The sequence below is a fragment of the Phenylobacterium sp. genome, assembly GCF_030651755.1.
Lineage (GTDB): Bacteria > Pseudomonadota > Alphaproteobacteria > Caulobacterales > Caulobacteraceae > Phenylobacterium.
The window spans coordinates 1-15,442 of the sequence record NZ_JAUSBZ010000098.1; the positions used below are offsets into that span (position 1 = coordinate 1).

15 protein-coding genes are annotated in these 15,442 nt (G+C 68.1%); 11 read left to right on the top strand and 4 right to left on the bottom strand.

Going from position 1 to position 15,442, the window contains the following annotated elements; genetic code table 11:
* The coding region (locus Q7V15_RS09085) for an alcohol dehydrogenase catalytic domain-containing protein (protein WP_304755229.1) at window positions 1-596 on the bottom strand (596 nt) is incomplete at its 3' end.
* 161 nt (window positions 597-757) lie between these two features.
* Here Q7V15_RS09085 and Q7V15_RS09090 point away from each other — a divergent pair.
* Entirely contained in the window at window positions 758-2,158 is a 1,401-nt protein-coding gene (locus Q7V15_RS09090; protein ID WP_304755232.1) for a nodulation protein NfeD, read from the top strand.
* A gap of 20 nt (window positions 2,159-2,178) precedes the next feature.
* Window positions 2,179-2,940, top strand: a complete 762-nt coding sequence (locus tag Q7V15_RS09095; protein ID WP_304755234.1) for a slipin family protein — start codon at window positions 2,179-2,181, stop codon at window positions 2,938-2,940.
* Between the two features lie 4 nt (window positions 2,941-2,944).
* Here the strand turns inward: Q7V15_RS09095 and Q7V15_RS09100 are convergent, their stop codons facing one another.
* Window positions 2,945-4,159, bottom strand: a complete 1,215-nt coding sequence (locus Q7V15_RS09100; protein ID WP_304755235.1) for a CoA transferase — start codon at window positions 4,157-4,159, stop codon at window positions 2,945-2,947.
* 143 nt (window positions 4,160-4,302) lie between these two features.
* Between Q7V15_RS09100 and Q7V15_RS09105 the strand changes: the two genes are divergently transcribed.
* The 9 genes from Q7V15_RS09105 (at window position 4,303) to Q7V15_RS09145 (ending at window position 14,294) form a co-directional block, all read left to right on the top strand.
* The gene (locus Q7V15_RS09105) at window positions 4,303-5,124 is read left to right on the top strand and encodes a CoA ester lyase (RefSeq protein ID WP_304755236.1); all 822 of its coding nucleotides are present in this window, start codon (window positions 4,303-4,305) and stop codon (window positions 5,122-5,124) included.
* Window positions 5,121-5,642, top strand: coding sequence for a MaoC family dehydratase (locus tag Q7V15_RS09110; RefSeq protein WP_304755238.1), 522 nt, complete (start codon window positions 5,121-5,123; stop codon window positions 5,640-5,642). The genes Q7V15_RS09105 and Q7V15_RS09110 overlap by 4 nt, the downstream gene beginning before the upstream one ends.
* Before the next feature lie 151 nt (window positions 5,643-5,793).
* Window positions 5,794-7,683, top strand: a complete 1,890-nt coding sequence (locus Q7V15_RS09115) for an alkyl/aryl-sulfatase (protein ID WP_304755240.1) — start codon at window positions 5,794-5,796, stop codon at window positions 7,681-7,683.
* A 78-nt stretch (window positions 7,684-7,761) separates the two neighbouring features.
* Window positions 7,762-8,817: a sulfate ABC transporter substrate-binding protein gene (locus Q7V15_RS09120; protein ID WP_304755242.1), complete on the top strand. Its 1,056-nt coding sequence runs from the start codon at window positions 7,762-7,764 to the stop codon at window positions 8,815-8,817.
* On the top strand, window positions 8,814-9,683 hold the full coding sequence (gene cysT, locus Q7V15_RS09125) for a sulfate ABC transporter permease subunit CysT (RefSeq protein WP_304755243.1): 870 nt from the start codon (window positions 8,814-8,816) through the stop codon (window positions 9,681-9,683). The genes Q7V15_RS09120 and cysT overlap by 4 nt, the downstream gene beginning before the upstream one ends.
* Window positions 9,680-10,513, top strand: a complete 834-nt coding sequence (cysW, locus tag Q7V15_RS09130; RefSeq protein ID WP_304755244.1) for a sulfate ABC transporter permease subunit CysW — start codon at window positions 9,680-9,682, stop codon at window positions 10,511-10,513. Before cysT ends, cysW begins: the two co-directional genes overlap by 4 nt.
* Window positions 10,514-10,520: 7 nt before the next feature.
* Window positions 10,521-11,546, top strand: a complete 1,026-nt coding sequence (locus Q7V15_RS09135; protein ID WP_304755246.1) for a sulfate/molybdate ABC transporter ATP-binding protein — start codon at window positions 10,521-10,523, stop codon at window positions 11,544-11,546.
* Window positions 11,547-11,627: 81 nt separating this feature from the next.
* The gene (locus Q7V15_RS09140) at window positions 11,628-13,028 is read left to right on the top strand and encodes an alginate export family protein (protein ID WP_304755248.1); all 1,401 of its coding nucleotides are present in this window, start codon (window positions 11,628-11,630) and stop codon (window positions 13,026-13,028) included.
* 93 nt (window positions 13,029-13,121) lie between these two features.
* On the top strand, window positions 13,122-14,294 hold the full coding sequence (locus Q7V15_RS09145; RefSeq protein WP_304755251.1) for a glycosyltransferase: 1,173 nt from the start codon (window positions 13,122-13,124) through the stop codon (window positions 14,292-14,294).
* A gap of 21 nt (window positions 14,295-14,315) precedes the next feature.
* On the opposite strand, the gene Q7V15_RS09150 is transcribed toward Q7V15_RS09145, so the two are convergent.
* Window positions 14,316-15,044 carry an NTP transferase domain-containing protein gene (locus tag Q7V15_RS09150; RefSeq protein ID WP_304755254.1) on the bottom strand — a complete coding sequence of 243 codons (729 nt, stop codon included), beginning with the start codon at window positions 15,042-15,044 and terminating at the stop codon, window positions 14,316-14,318.
* Window positions 15,041-15,442 (bottom strand): hypothetical protein (locus tag Q7V15_RS09155; RefSeq protein ID WP_304755255.1); only part of this gene is annotated, 402 nt, incomplete at its 5' end. The genes Q7V15_RS09150 and Q7V15_RS09155, both read right to left, overlap by 4 nt.

Consider the following 15,442-nt stretch of genomic DNA (forward strand, 5'->3'; position numbering starts at 1 on the left):
CCGATGCCGCCCAGGCCGAAGACCACGGCGTTGGCGCCCGGCTCAACCTTGGCGGTGTTGGTCACCGCACCGACGCCGGTGGTCACGCCGCAGCCGATGTAGCAGGCCTTGTCGAAGGGGGCGTCGGACCGGATCTTAGCCAGGGCGATCTCCGGCAGGACCGTGAAGTTCGAGAAGGTCGAGCAGCCCATATAGTGGTGGACCATCTGGCCTCGATAGGAGAACCGGCTGGTGCCGTCGGGCATGACGCCCTTGCCCTGAGTTCCCCGGATCGCCGTGCAGAGGTTGGTCTTGCGCGACAGGCAGCTTTTGCACTGGCGGCATTCGGGGGTGTAGAGCGGGATCACATGATCGCCGGGCTGCAGGCTGGTCACGCCGGGTCCCACCTCGACCACAACGCCCGCGCCTTCATGGCCCAGGATCGAGGGGAAGACCCCTTCGGAATCCAGGCCGTCCAGGGTGTAGGCGTCGGTGTGACAGATGCCAGTGGCCTTGATCTCCACCAGCACCTCGAAGGCCTTGGGACCTTCCAGATCCAGCTCGACGATCTCCAGGGGCTTCTTGGCTTCAAAGGCGACGGCGGCGCGGGTCTTCATGGCGGGGCTCCCTGGAGTGGACGCCCCCTGGGTGGCGCCTTGCGCCCGCCGGATCAAGCCGGAGCACAGCGAGAAGTCGACCTCGGCGCGAACTTCGGTGCTATGATGAACGCCACCTTGGCGGGTGGAGCCTGCGCCCGCGATCGTCAGAGGAGACGCCCATGCCCGGCCGACGGCCGACCACGATCGCAAGGTCGAGACTGGCCCTGACGTTCCTGGCCTGGCTGTTCCTGCTGCTGGGCGGCCCCGCCGTCGCCACGGCCCAGGCCCCCACGGCCGCGACCTCTGATGCTCCCCTGGTGCTGGTGTTCGACCTGGACGGGGCGGTGGGGCCGGCGACGTCGGAGTATCTGCGCCGAGGTCTGGAAACCGCCGCGGCGCGTGAGGCCGAGCTGGCTGTGATCCTGATGGACACGCCGGGCGGGTTGGACTCCTCCACCCGGGAGATCATCGCCGACATCCTGGCCTCGCCCACGCCGGTGGCGGTGTTCGTGACGCCCGCCGGCTCCCGTGCGGCCAGCGCCGGCACTTACATCCTCTATGCCAGCCACCTGGCGGCCATGGCCCCTGGCGCGCATCTGGGGGCGGCCACACCGGTGCAGATGGGCGGGTCAAACCCGCTGATGCCCGAGCGCCGTGAGGGCGACGACGCCGCGGGCGATGATGCCGCCCAGCCCGACGCCATGACCGCCAAGGTCACCAATGACGCGGTGGCCTATATCCGCAGCCTGGCGGGGCTGCATGGCCGCAACGCCGATTGGGCCGAACGCGCTGTGCGTCGGGCCGAAACCCTCACCGCCACGGAGGCCCTGGATCAGGGGGTCATCGAAATCCTCACCCGCGACCTGGACGGTCTGCTGGCGGCGGCCGACGGGCGCACCGTCATGGTGAATGGCCAGGCGCGGGTGCTGAACACCGCCGGCGCCCAGGTCGAAACCCTGGCGCCCAACTGGCGCGCCCGGGTCCTGGCGGTGATCACCAATCCCAATATCGCCTATCTGCTGATGATGGTCGGGGTCTATGGGCTGATCTTCGAGTTCACCTCGCCCGGCGCCGTGGGGCCCGGCGCGGTGGGCGCGGTTTCGCTGCTGCTTGGCCTGTTCGCCCTCAACATGCTGCCGGTGGACTATGCCGGGGTCGCCCTGATGGCGCTCGGGGTGGGGCTGCTGCTGCTGGAGGCCCTCGCGCCAGGGCTGGGCATATTTGGCGCGGCCGGCGCCATCGCCCTGGCCCTCGGCTCGGTGATGCTGTTTCGCGAGGCCCCGGGCTTCAAGCTGTCGCCCTATGTGATCCTCTCCACGGTGGGGCTCAGCCTCGCCTTCTTCGTCATCGCCCTGCGGGCCGTGGCCCAGTCCACCCGGCGCGCCGTCGCCACCGGCCAGGCCGCCCTGCTCACCGCCCACGCCGTGGTCAAGAGCTGGGACGGCGATCGGGGCTATGTCCACGCCCAGGGGGAAGACTGGCACGCCCGCTCGGCCGTCCCCCTCTCGCCCGGCCAGCCGGTGCGCATCGCCGCCCGTGACGGCCTCACCCTCACCGTCGAACCCGAAAACCCCGCCTAGGGCGGAGAAGGATCAAGCCCATGTTCGATATCGCCAGCTACGGCGCCTTAGCCGTCCTCCTCATCATCATCCTGCTGCAGGCGGTGAAGGTGATGCGAGAATATGAACGCGCAGTCGTCTTCACCCTGGGCCGCTTCACCGGGGTCAAGGGGCCAGGCCTGATCCTGCTGATCCCCGTGATCCAGCAGATGGTCCGTGTCGACCTGCGGACCATCGTGCTGGACGTGCCCAGCCAAGATCTGATCAGCCGCGACAACGTCTCGGTGAAGGTCTCGGCGGTGATCTATTTCCGCGTCATCGACGCCGACCGGGCGGTGATCCAGGTGGAAAACTACATGGACGCCACCAGCCAGCTGGCCCAGACCACCCTGCGTTCGGTGCTCGGCAAGCACGACCTGGACGACATGCTGGCTGAACGGGACAAGCTGAACCAGGACATCCGCGCCATCCTCGACAGCCAGACCGAGGAATGGGGCATCAAGGTCGCCAATGTGGAGATCAAGCATGTCGACATCGACGAGAGCATGATCCGCGCCATCGCCCGCCAGGCCGAGGCCGAACGGAACCGCCGCGCCCGCGTCATCAACGCCGAAGGGGAGAAGCAAGCGGCCCACGCCATGCTGGAAGCCGCCCAGACCCTGTCCACCATCCCCGAGGCCATGCAGCTGCGCTATCTGAACACGCTCTCTGACATCGGGGCGGACAAGAACACCACCATCGTCTTCCCCATGCCCATCGACCTGGGGGCGGCCCTGTCCAATCTGGGCAAGCCCAAGGCCTGAGGCCTCAGGCCGAGGCGACGATCCCGGCGTCGTGCAGGCGGGCGATCTCGCCTGCGTCCAGGCGCAGGAGACCGGCCAGCACCTCTTCGGTGTGCTCGCCCAGCCGCGCGGCCGGGCGGGCGTCGCCCCGGGCGTCCTGTGGCAGGGTGGCCGCATAGCCGGGAACCGGATAGGTCGCGCCGCTCACCTGGGCCAGGTCCGAGAAGATCGGATTGCCCTTGAAAAGCCTCGGGTCCTCAAGGGCCTGTTCGAGGGTCTGGTAAGGACCCCAACAGACGCCCAGCTCATCGAACCGGGGCAGGAGGTCTTTGCTGTCGGCGCGGGCGAAGCCGGCCTCGAAGATCGGCATGAGGGCGTCAGCCTGGGCGAAGCGCAGGCCCTCATCCTTGCGGAAGTCCACGCCGCGCGCGGACTCCAGGGCTGCGACGTCGGCCCCGACGCCCAGCACTTCGATCAGGCCGGTCCACTGGCGCGGCGTGATGGCCACCACCATCAGGCGCTTGCCGTCGCGGGTGACGAAGTCGCGGCCGAAGGCGCCGAACAGGGTGTTGCCCTGTCGGGGCCGCTCCCCCTCGCCCACCAGGATCTCGGCGGTCATGCCCATATTGGCGAGGGTCGCTGCCGCGACGTCCGACAGGGGAATGCGGATCTCACGCCCCTGGCCGGTGCGCATCCGCGCCAGCAGGGCCGCGACCATGTTGAAGGCGGCGTAGGCGCCGGTCAGCAGGTCCCAGGCCGGCAGGACGTGGTTCACCGGCCGCGGATCGTCCGGATGACCGGTCATCAGCGGCACGCCGACAGCGCTGTTGATCGTGTAGTCGACGCCGGGCCCGCCATCGGCCCAGCCCATGACGCGGACACAGATGACGTCGCCGCGGAGAGCCTTCAGCCGGTCATAGGCGAGGAAGCCCTCGACGGGGAAGTTGGTGACGAACAGGCCGCCATCCTCGCCAGGGGCTGCGGCCAGGCGCTGGGCGATCTCGCGGCCCTCCGGGCGCGATAGGTCAAGGGCGACCGACTTCTTGCCCTTGTTCAGCCCCTCCCAGTAGAGGCTTGATCCGTTGGGGGCGAGCGGCCAGCGGCGGAAGTCCGGGCCGCCGCCGATATTGTCGAAGCGGATCACCTCGGCCCCAAGCTGGGCGAGATAGAGCCCGCAGGTGGGGCCGGCGATGAAGGCCGAGCCCTCGACCACGGTTAGGCCCTTCAACAGGTCGTACATGGGCGTATTCCTCCCGTAGCTTCGCGCCGTCAGACGCCCGGCCTTAGCATGGGGACCGGTTGACGTTGGGGGCGCCCTGGCCGATCGCCGCTGGTCAGTGTCATAACCTCAACCGACGACTCGCAATGCCGCTCGGAGGATGTTTGGACCAGTTCCGTTCGCTCCTGTTCACGCCGGCCAGCCGCCCCGACCGCTTTGAAAGCGCCTTGGCCAGCGGCGCCGATGCGGTCTGCCTGGACCTCGAGGACGCTGTCGCGCCGCCGGACAAGGCCAGCGCCCGAACGACGGCGCTGGACTATCTGGCGACCCGACCGCCATCGGCCGTCAAGGTCGGCCTGCGGCTCAACGGCCGCGCCAGCGGCTGGTTTGATGACGATCTCAAGGCCGCCGCCGGCGCCCGGGCCGACTTCTTCATGATTCCCAAGGCCGCCGGCGCCCGGGAATTCGCCATGCTGCAGCGGGCCATCGGTGAGGCGCGCCCCTTCTGGCCCCTGGTCGAGACGGCCGAAGGGCTGATGAATTGCTGGGAGATCGCCGCGGCGCCCGCCGTGGCCGGCGTTCTGTTCGGCGCCTTCGACTTCAGCGCCGAGGTGGGCTGCGACATGAGCTGGGAACCGCTGCTGTTTGCCCGCAGCCAGATCGCCGCAGCCTGCGCCCGGGCCGGTGTCCAGGCTCTGGATGCGCCGCCGGCGGCCATCGGCGAGCCCGAGGTGCTGACGGCGGAAACCGATCGCGCCCGGCGGCTGGGCTTTACCGGCCGCGCCTGTATCCACCCGGCCCAGGCAGCGCCGATCAACACCGCCTACACCCCCAGCGCCGCCGAGGTGGCGAAAGCCCAGGCGGTGATCGCCGCCTTCGACGCCGCGGCCGGCGGACCGGCCCTGCTGGACGGCAAGCTGATCGAACTGCCCGTGGCCCGCGCCGCGCGGCGCATCCTGGAACGGGCGAGAGGACTAGACGGATGAAGACGATCAAGGAGATCGCGCCGGGGCGCTATCGGGAGACCTTCGGCCGCTACTATGACGACTTCGTCGTCGGCGATGTTTACGAGCATCGTCCCGGCAAGACAGTGACCGAGGCCGACAACCACCTCTTCACCCTGCTGACCCTCAATACCCACCCGCTGCACTTCGACGCCGAGTACGGCAAGCAGACGGAGTTCGGCCAGAACCTGATCGTCTCGACCTATACGCTCGCCCTGCTGATCGGCATGAGCGTCAGCGACTGCTCCCAGAAGGCCATCGCAAATCTGGGCATGGACGAGGTCAAGTTCCCCGCGCCGGTGTTCGCCGGCGACACCCTCTATGGGGAGAGCGAGGTCCTGGCCAAGCGCGAGAGCAAGTCGCGGCCCGGCCAGGGGATCGTCACCATCCGCACCCTGGGCAAGAACCAGGACGGCAAGATCATCGCCACCTTCCGCCGGGACATGCTGATCCCCGCCCGGGGCCAGGCGGTGGAGGACAAGCCGGGCAGCAACTACTAGAGCCCTTTCCGATCTGATTGCTTATCAGATCGGATAAAAAGGGCTCTAAATCATGAAGTTAGAGCATTTTTGGTCCGATAACCGCGTCGCACTTATCGGAAAATGCTCTAGAAGCGTCACCATAAGAAGACCGGTCGGGGAGAGCGGGACGATGACCACGCCCAAGGACGCCACGGACGCCACCCTGCGGGCCCATGCCGCCCTGCGGGCCACCTTGCCGGTCGATGACGGTCAGGACTGGGTCGACGCCCGGCGGGGTTATCTGGGCTCCATCCCCGACGCGAAGATCGAGAACGCCACCGGCGGCGTGGTCTGGAACATGGGCGCCTTCGCCTTTGAGGAGCCCGAAGAGGCGCCGCCGACGGTCAATCCCAGCCTATGGCGTCAGGCCCGGCTGAACGCCCTGCACGGCCTCTTTGAGGTGACGCCGGGCGTCTATCAGGTCCGGGGCTTCGACCTGTCCAACATCACCTTCATTGAGGGTGAGACGGGTTACCTCGTCATCGACCCGCTGATCTCGGCCGAGCCGGCGGCCGCGGCGCTGGCCCTGATGCGCCAGCATCGCGGCGACAAGCCGGTGACCGGCGTGATCTACACCCACAGCCATGTGGACCATTATGGCGGGGTGCGCGGGGTGATCTCGGACGCCGATATCGCTGCGGGCATGCGCATCATCGCCCCCGAAGGCTTCCTGGAGGAGGCCGTCAGCGAGAACGTCCTGGCCGGCAACGCCATGGGTCGTCGGGCGACCTACATGTATGGCGCGCTTCTGCCGCGCAACGCTCAGGGGCATGTGGACTCTGGCCTCGGCAAGACCACCTCCATGGGCTCGGTCAGCCTGATCCCGCCTACCGAGAGCATCAGCCAGACCGGCACGAAGCTGACCATCGACGGGATCGAGATCGAGTTCCAGGTGACTCCAGACACCGAGGCGCCGGCGGAAATGAACTTCTTCTTCCCGCAGTTCGGCGCGCTCTGCATGGCGGAGAACTGCTCCTGCCACCTGCACAACATCTACACGCCCCGCGGCGCCCAGGTCCGCGACGCCAAGCGCTGGGCCTTCTACATCGACGAGGCCGCCGACCTTTTCGGCGACCGCACCGAGGTGCTGTTCGCCAGCCACCACTGGCCCCGCTGGGGCCAGGACCGGGCGCGCAAGTTCCTGAAGAAGCAGCGCGACCTCTACAAGTTCATCCACGACCAGACCCTGCGGATGGCCAATCACGGGATGACGCCGCTGGAGATCGGCGAGGCGCTCAGGCTGCCGCCGAGCCTGGAGGCCGAGTGGTACACCCGCGGCTATTACGGGACGCTGAACCACAACGCCAAGGCGGTCTATCAGCGCTATCTCGGCTGGTTCGACGGCAATCCCGCCCACCTGCATCCCCATCCGCCGGTGGAGGCGGGCAAGCGCTATGTGGACCTGGCCGGCGGGGCCGAGCCGCTGCTGGCCAAGGCGCGCGAGGCTTTTGCAGCCGGCGACTACCGCTGGACCGCCGAGCTGGTGAACCATCTGGTCTTCGCCCAGCCCGACAACGCCGAGGCCCGGGAGCTGCAGGCCGACGCCCTGGAGCAGATGGGCTATCAGGCGGAGTCCGGTCCCTGGCGGGCCTTCTACCTGACCGGCGCCCAGGAGCTGCGGCATGTGCGGCCGCCCTCTCCCACCCCGCGTCAGGGGGCGGCGGGCCAGATCCGCAATCTGCCGGCCGAACAGCTGCTGGACTCCCTGTCGGTGCGGCTGAACGGCGAGCGCGCCGGGACCCTGGAGGTGGCCCTCGACCTCACCTTCACCGACACCGGCGAGCGGTTTGGTCTGAGCGTCGAGAACGCCGTCCTGCACCACGCCCGTGATCGGATGACGGCCGGCGCGACCCCAGTCCTCCTGACTCGCAGGGCCCTGGTGGCCCTGGTCCTGGGGGAGACCGACCTGCCCGCGGCTCTGGCCGGGGGCGAGGTCGAGTCCCCGCGCCCCGACGACCTCGCCGCCCTGCTGGCCGCCCTCGACCGCTTCGACTTTTGGTTCGAGATCGTCCTGCCCTGATCGCGGGCCTCGTAGACGGCGCCATCAGAAACTCTGAAGCCGCCCCTCTATTTTCCTACTATCCCGATAGGATTGAATATGTTTGATTGGCTCATCCTCGAACGGGAGAGCGAGATGATGATCAATCTGAACCGCCGGGCCGCCCTGATCGGCGGACTGGCCAGCGCCGGAGCCCTGGCCGCCTGCGCCCCCCGCCCAAACGCCGCCGCCGCAACCCTTCTCAATGTCAGCTACGACCCCACGCGGGAATTCTACAGGGATTACAACGCGCTCTTTGCGCAGTTGCAGCCGGCCCTGGCGGGCGGAGTGCGGGTCGAACAGTCCCACGGGGGCTCGGGCAAGCAGGCGCGCTCCGTCGTCGACGGCCTTGAAGCCGATGTCGTCACCCTCGCCCTGGCCGCTGATATCGACGAAATGGCCAAGCGGGGATTGATCGCCCCAGACTGGGCTGGCCGGTTGCCGAACAACAGCGCGCCCTACACCTCGACGATCGTCTTCCTGGTTCGAAAGGGAAACCCCAAGGCCATCCGGAGTTGGAGCGACCTGATCCGGCCCGGGGTCGAGGTCATCACCCCCAATCCCAAAACCTCCGGCGGAGCCCGGTGGAACTACCTGGCCGCCTGGGACCATGGGCTGAAGCAGGGCGGCGGCGATCCCGCCGCAGCCCGGGACTATGTGAGCGCCCTGTTCCGGCAGGTTCCGGTTCTCGACACCGGCGCCCGAGGCTCGACAACGACCTTCGCCCAGCGCGGAATCGGCGACGTCCTGCTGGCCTGGGAGAACGAAGCCTTCCTGGCGATCAAGGAACTGGGGGCCGGCGGCCTCGACATCGTTGCGCCCCCGACCTCCATCCTCGCCGAGCCGCCGGTCGCTGTGGTGGACAGGATCGTCGAGCGCCGCGGGACCCGCGACCTGGCCGAAGCCTATCTGGCGGGTCTCTACGCGCCAGAGGCGCAGGACCTGGCGGCGCGCCACCACTTCCGGCCGCGCAATGCTGAGGTCTCAGCCCGTTATGCGGACAAGTTCGTCCAGCTTGAGATGTCCACCATCGCAGATTTCGGCGGCTGGCCTGCGGCTCAGGCTGAGCATTTCGCCGACGGCGCCGTGTTCGATCAGATCTATCGCCCGCAATGAGCCTCGCCCCTTCACCCCCCTTCACGGGCCGGCCACGCCGAGCCTGGCGGAAGGACTCCGTTCTGCCGGGCTTTCCTCTGGCGCTCGGGATCACGCTCACCTGGCTTAGCCTGATCTTCCTGCTTCCCCTCAGCGCCCTGCTGCTTCGCCCGTGGGAACTTGGCCTGTCTGGCTTCTGGACCGTGGTCACCGACCCCCGGGTGCTCGCCGCCCTCAGGATCAGCTTCGGCGCCGCGGCCCTGGCGGCCACCATCAACGCCGGCCTCGGCCTGCTCATCGCCTGGGTGTTGTCGCGCTACACCTTCCCGGGGCGCAGGGTGGTCGACGCCCTGGTGGATCTTCCCTTCGCCCTGCCGACCGCTGTGGCTGGCATTGCGCTCACCGCCATCTACGCCCCCAACGGCCCCCTGGGCGCGCCCCTGGCCGAGCTCGGGATTCGCATCGCCTACACGCCCCTGGGGATCGTTCTGGCGCTCATCTTCGTCGGCTTGCCCTTCGTCGTCCGGACCGTCCAGCCGGTGCTCGAAGACCTCGACCGCGAGGTGGAGGAGGCCGCGCGCACCCTGGGCGCCACGCCTCGACAGACCGCCTGGCGGGTGGTGCTGCCCGCCCTCGCCCCGGCCCTGCTCACGGGCGTGGGCCTCGCCTTCGCCAGGGCGGCTGGAGAGTACGGCTCGGTGATCTTCATCGCCGGCAACATGCCCCTCAGATCGGAGATCGCCCCCTTGCTGATCGTCATCAAGCTGGAGCAGTTTGACTATGCCGGCGCCGCGTCCGTAGGTCTGGCCATGCTGGCCCTGTCGTTTACGGGCCTGCTGCTGCTCAACACCCTGCAGGGCGTGCTCGCACGACGGGGGCGAGCATGAATCATCGCCCCCTCGCGCCGGCCGGGCTCGCCCTGATCGCCTCGGCCCTCGTCGCCCTCGGCCTGATCGTCGTCCTGCCCCTGGCCATGGTCTTCCATGAGGCCTTCCGCCAGGGGGCGGGCGCCTATCTGGCCGCCCTCTCGGAGCCCGACGCCTGGTCGGCCATGCGTCTGACCCTGCTGGTCGCCGCCATCTCTGTGCCGCTCAACGCCGTGTTCGGCCTGGCCGCCGCCTGGGCGATCGCCAAGTTCGAATTTCCCGGCCGCAGCCTGTTGGTCACAATGATCGACCTGCCGTTCTCCATCTCGCCGGTGGTCTCAGGCCTCGTCTGGGTCCTGCTGTTTGGGGTCAACGGGTGGTTTGGGCCGCTCCTCCAGGAGCTTGGCGTGCGGGTGATCTTCAATGTCACAGGGGTCGTTCTGGCGACGGTCCTGGTGACCCTGCCCTTCGTGGCGCGTGAGTTGATCCCGCTGATGGAACAGCAGGGCGCCGACGAGGAGATCGCCGCCATCACCCTTGGCGCCGGCCCCTGGACCACCTTTTTCCGCGTCACCCTGCCCAATGTGAAGTGGGGCCTGCTGTACGGCGTCCTGCTCTGTAACGCCCGGGCCATGGGCGAGTTTGGCGCCGTTTCCGTGGTTTCCGGCCACATCCGGGGCCTGACCAACACGATGCCGCTGCATGTGGAGATCCTCTACAATGAGTATGACTTCGTCGGCGCCTTCGCCGTCGCCACCGTCCTGGCCGGGCTCGCCCTGGTCACCCTCATCCTCAAATCTGCGCTCGAATGGCGTCACGCCGGCGAACTCGCCGCCACCCGTCGCCACTGACCCCGCCATGTCGCTCAGCATCGAGAACGTGGCCAAGCGCTTTGGCGACCATGCCGCTCTGGACGGCGTCTCCCTGGAGGCGCGTCAGGGGGAGTTTCTTGCCCTCCTCGGACCGTCGGGTTCGGGCAAGACCACGCTGCTACGGGTCCTGGCGGGCCTGGAGCGACCCGACCAGGGAATGGTCCGGTTTGGCGGCGAAGACCTTCTGACCATGGACGCCCGGGCCCGCCGGATCGGGATGGTGTTCCAGCACTATGCGCTCTTCCGGCACATGAGCGTCGCGCAGAACATCGCCTTTGGGCTGCAGGTTCGTCCCGCCAAGACGCGACCGTCGCGCGCCGAGATCAGCGATCGGGTGGAGGGCCTCCTGTCCCTCGTGCAACTGGAGGGTCTGGGGGGACGATATCCAGCCCAGCTCTCTGGCGGACAGCGGCAGCGGGTGGCCCTGGCCCGGGCCCTGGCCATTGAGCCGCGAATGCTGCTGCTGGACGAGCCCTTCGGCGCCCTGGACGCCAAGGTTCGCCGCGACCTGCGGGGCTGGCTCAGGCGAATCCACGATGAGACCGGGCTCACGACCATATTCGTGACCCATGATCAGGAGGAGGCCATGGACCTTGCTGACCGGGTCGCCATCCTCCGGGACGGGCGCCTGGAGCAGGTGGACACGCCCGAGCAGATCTATGAGGCGCCGGCTTCGGCCTTCGTCTTCGATTTCGTCGGCGATGGGGTCCAGGCGCCTGGCGAAGTCGCCGGTGGGGTGCTGACCGTCGAAGGATGGCGCACGCCAGCGCCCGTCGGCGCGCTCCCAGGTCCGGTCACAATGAGCTTCCGCGGGGAGAACACGGACATGCTCCCGCCCCATGCCGAGGGTGTGCCCGCCCGGGTGATCAGCGTTCTCCGACGCGGCGGATTGTCGCGCGCGACCTGTGAGATCGGGGGCCGAACCCTCGTCCTCGAGGCCCCTCAATCCCTTGCAGCGCCTGGGATTGAGGTCCGTCTGGCCCCGCGGAGCTACCTATTGCACCCAAGGTGAAGCTTAAGCCTCAGGCAATCTTTCCGCCCTAGCTGCCTTTCGCAGACGGACCTCGTCCGAACAGAGAGAATTCTGAACCTCATGACGCTGAAGACCCCCCGCGCCCTTGGCGCCTCCCTGATCGTGCTGGCCGGCGCCGTCGCCGCTGGCCCCGCCGCGGCGCAGTCCGCGCCCTGGACTCTGCATGAGGCCGTGGGCGCGCCGGACAATCTGAAGCTCTCGGGCACGGTCCGGGCGCGATATGAGACCCTGGACGGCCAATACCGCCCGGCCTTCGGAGACGGCTCGGATCAGGGGCTGGTCCTGCGCTCCACCCTGTTCGCCGAGCTGGACCTGAAGCCGGTGCGCATCGGCGGCGAGATCATCGACGCCCGGGTCTATCTGAACGACAGCGGCTCGCCCACCAGCACCGGCGACGTCAACGCCCTGGAGCTGATCCAGGCCTATGTGGCCGCCGATGTGAACGACCTGTTCGTCGCAGGCTCCAAGGGTTCGGCCACGCTTGGCCGCTTCACCCTGGACATCGGTTCGCGCCGTCTGGTGGGGCGTTCCTCGTACGGCAATGCGACCAACGCCTTTGCCGGCATCCGCGCCGACTGGAGCGCCAAGTCCGCCGGGGCGGCCACCCTGTTCTACACCTATCCCCTCCAGAAGCGTCCGTCGGACCGGGCCAGCATCCTCGACAACGAGATCGGGACCGACCGGCAGAACGACGACCTGGTCTTCTGGGGCGGCATCTACACCACGCCGAAGTTCGCCGATGGCGGCCAGCTGGAAGTCTTCGCCCTGCGTCTGGAGGAGGAAGACTCCCCCCGGGTGGCCACCCGCAACCGTCGCCTGACCACCGTGGGCGGGCGCTTCGTTCGCAACCCGGCGGCCGGCCAGTGGGACTATGAGTTCGAAGGCGGCTGGCAGACGGGCAAGGCCCGCAACTCCACCAGCGCCGCCGACCGTCGCGACCTGGACGTCGACGCCCAGTATCTGCACCTGGAGGTCGGCAAGACCTTCGAGGCCGCCTGGTCGCCGCGGGTCTCGCTGGAATATGACTTCGCCAGCGGCGACAAGAGCAGCGCCGACGGCGAATACAACCGCTTCGACGGCCTGTTTGGCCCCCGGCGCCCGGATTTCGGCCCAGTCGGCGCCTACGGCCCGCTGGGACGCTCCAACTTCAACTCACCCGGCGTCCGCGTCGAGGTGGTCCCCAACAAGCGCTGGGACGCCATGGTCTTCTATCGCGCCCTGTGGCTGGACGAGGCCCGCGACTCCTTCGCCAGCACCGGCGTGCGTGACGCCACCGGTCGCTCGGGCGATTTCGCCGGTCACCAGCTGGAGGCCCGCGCCCGCTACTGGGTCGTGCCCAAGGCCACCCGCCTTGAATTCGGCTTCGCCAAGCTGGTGAACGGCGAGTTCCTGGACAACGCCCCCAACGCCACCGGCGCCGAGCCCCTGTTCGGCTACGTCGAGATCTCCCAGACGTTCTAAGGCCTCCTCCCCGGATGTCCCTGACGGGCAGGGTTGGGCGGTTCCGCGGAATCGCCCAACCCTGCCCTTTTTTGCGTCGACCGGGGGGCGGCCATGCGCATCGTGTTGTTCAAGGGGGAGTCCCAGTACGGCTCGCTGCGGCTGCACATCGATCAGCTTGCAGCGGCGCTGGAGGGGCTCGGACACCAGGCGACCATCGTCGATCTCGCCAGGGCGGATCGAATCGCTGCGATCAATGCGGCCCTGGCCGATCCGCCCGAGGCCTTCTTTGGCTTCAGCGGCGTGGGCTACGAACTCCAGTCGGAAGGCGTGTCGATCTACGACGCCCTCGGCGTGGTCTACGCCTCACTCTATGTCGACCACCCGCTTCATCATCTGGCCCGGCTGGCCCAGCCGATTCAGAAAAAAGCGGCCCTCTTCCTCGACCGCAGTCACGTCCAGTTTATGAGCGCCTGGAGCCATGGGCGCGATTTCCGCCAGCTCGGCTTCCTGCCCTGCGGCGCCAATATCCAGGGCGAGGCGCCAGACACATCGGACGCCGCCTTCGCCGCCCGGGACATTCCACTGCTGTTCACCGGAACCTATCGGGGGCCGCCCACGGCCCCCTGGGCCGATTGGCCCGCCAGTCCCGCGCGCGATCTTTTGGCCGAGATGGGCGAGCGGATGCTGGCCGACGGCCTGCTATCGATCCTCGACGCCCTGAAACAGACCCTGGTCCGCCAGGGGGGCGAGCTCACCACCGACCTTCTCGACCAGGTGGCGCCGCTCATGCAGAGCGTTCAGGCCTATAGCGAGGCCTATCAACGCGACCGGCTGCTGAACGTCCTGGGCGACGCAGGCGTACCGTTGCGGGTCTATGGCGCCGGTTGGGAGCCCATGGTCGCCCGCTATCCAAGCTTCGACCATGGCGGTGTCGGCAGCTTCGAGGAGACCCTCGCCCTGCTCCGGCGGACCCGCCTGGCCCTCAATACGAACAATGGCTTTGTCGCCGGCGGCCATGAGCGGGTCTTTACGGCCATGAGCGCCGGGGCCGGTGTGATCTCCGACCAGAGCCGCTTCTATGCCGAGGCCTTCAAGGACGGGCGCGAGATCGCGACCTTCGCCTGGCCCCATCTGGAGGCGGTCCCGGCTCAGATCACGGCGCTTCTGGCCGACGAGGCGGGGCTGGCCGCCATGGCCCGCGCCGGCGCCAAGAAGGCCCTGGCCGAGCACCAGTGGCGGGACCGCGCCGCCCGCCTGGTCAAGACGATCAAGCTGGCGCGCTGAGCAGCTAAGGCTAGGCCGGGATCAGCCGCCCTTGTGAGTCCGGGTCTGCAGGTCTTCGTACTCGGCCGGAGTCCCACAGAAGATCACCTCCTGGCGTTCGATCAGGCGGTAGGCGATCTGGGCGCCCGATCCGATCAGATGGTTGTAGATCGGGGCCACATAGAGCTCGGCGGCCTGCGGCGCGGCGCGCTCGGCCGCCAGGGCCTGGCGAAAACGGTCGGCGCGGGCGAAGTGGTAGAGGCCGGTGCAGCACAGATCGGAGATCGGGCGCTTCTCGGCGGTCTCCACAACCAGGGGCTCAGGGCCTGGCCCTGGGCGGACATAGGACCAGTTGGCGCCTGTTCCCCGGAACACCTCCAGCCAGCCCTCCGCCGACTCCAGACCGTCTGGAAGGGTGAAACCCGGGCGGAAGGTGTCGATGTTGAAGATGGTGAGGGGCGTCGCGTCCGGCGCCGCGACAGAGTCGAGACCAAGCTCGACCGTCTCGGCCTGGCCCGCCGTCGGCCGGTCCAGGGTGACGAGGGTGACCTCCTTCAGACCCAAGGCCTGGCATTCGGCGCGGACAAAGGCGGCGGCCTCCTCTCCTGGCGGCAGGATGAAGAGAAACGCCGTCTGGTCGAACAGGGTGCGAAAGCTCTCCACCGCATGGGCGAAGACGCTCTTGCCATTCAGGTCGAGCATGAACTTAGGCACGGCGTAGCCCGCGTCATAGAAGCGCTGGGAGCGTCCGGCCATGGGGATGACGATCACGCCGCCTCCAGGTCTCGCCACAGGCGCAGGGCGTTGGCCACGAAAGCCCGCTGGCGGTCGGGGCGGTCGGCATGCAGCGGCGGCATTGAGAGAAACAGGCTGACCATCACCGCCCGCACGGTGGTGTCGAGGCCGCCGACCCCGTCCACGGACATGTCGGCCAAGGCGTCCTGCAGCCAGGCCTGGGCGGGGATGTCCTCGAAGTCGATGGCGTAGTCGTCGCCGTTCTGGCTCACCCTGTAGCGGCCGGCGATGATCTGGTCGTAGCGGCCGACGATGGAGTGGGCCAGCTTGGCCAGATCATAGCGGCTGTCGCCATAGAGGGTCGGTCGCGCCCCGACCAGGCCCCGGGGATCAAGCGCCTTTATCCGCCGAACCCGAGAGTCGTAGAGGATGTT

Coding starts and splice junctions, on each gene's coding strand:
- Q7V15_RS09100 (WP_304755235.1), bottom strand. CDS start 4,159: ATGTACGACCTGTTGAAGGGCCTAACCGTGGTCGAGGGCTCGGCCTTC.
- Q7V15_RS09095 (WP_304755234.1), top strand. CDS start 2,179: ATGTTCGATATCGCCAGCTACGGCGCCTTAGCCGTCCTCCTCATCATC.
- Q7V15_RS09140 (WP_304755248.1), top strand. CDS start 11,628: ATGACGCTGAAGACCCCCCGCGCCCTTGGCGCCTCCCTGATCGTGCTG.
- Q7V15_RS09135 (WP_304755246.1), top strand. CDS start 10,521: ATGTCGCTCAGCATCGAGAACGTGGCCAAGCGCTTTGGCGACCATGCC.
- cysT (WP_304755243.1), top strand. CDS start 8,814: ATGAGCCTCGCCCCTTCACCCCCCTTCACGGGCCGGCCACGCCGAGCC.
- Q7V15_RS09110 (WP_304755238.1), top strand. CDS start 5,121: ATGAAGACGATCAAGGAGATCGCGCCGGGGCGCTATCGGGAGACCTTC.
- Q7V15_RS09090 (WP_304755232.1), top strand. CDS start 758: ATGCCCGGCCGACGGCCGACCACGATCGCAAGGTCGAGACTGGCCCTG.
- Q7V15_RS09120 (WP_304755242.1), top strand. CDS start 7,762: ATGTTTGATTGGCTCATCCTCGAACGGGAGAGCGAGATGATGATCAAT.
- cysW (WP_304755244.1), top strand. CDS start 9,680: ATGAATCATCGCCCCCTCGCGCCGGCCGGGCTCGCCCTGATCGCCTCG.
- Q7V15_RS09145 (WP_304755251.1), top strand. CDS start 13,122: ATGCGCATCGTGTTGTTCAAGGGGGAGTCCCAGTACGGCTCGCTGCGG.
- Q7V15_RS09115 (WP_304755240.1), top strand. CDS start 5,794: ATGACCACGCCCAAGGACGCCACGGACGCCACCCTGCGGGCCCATGCC.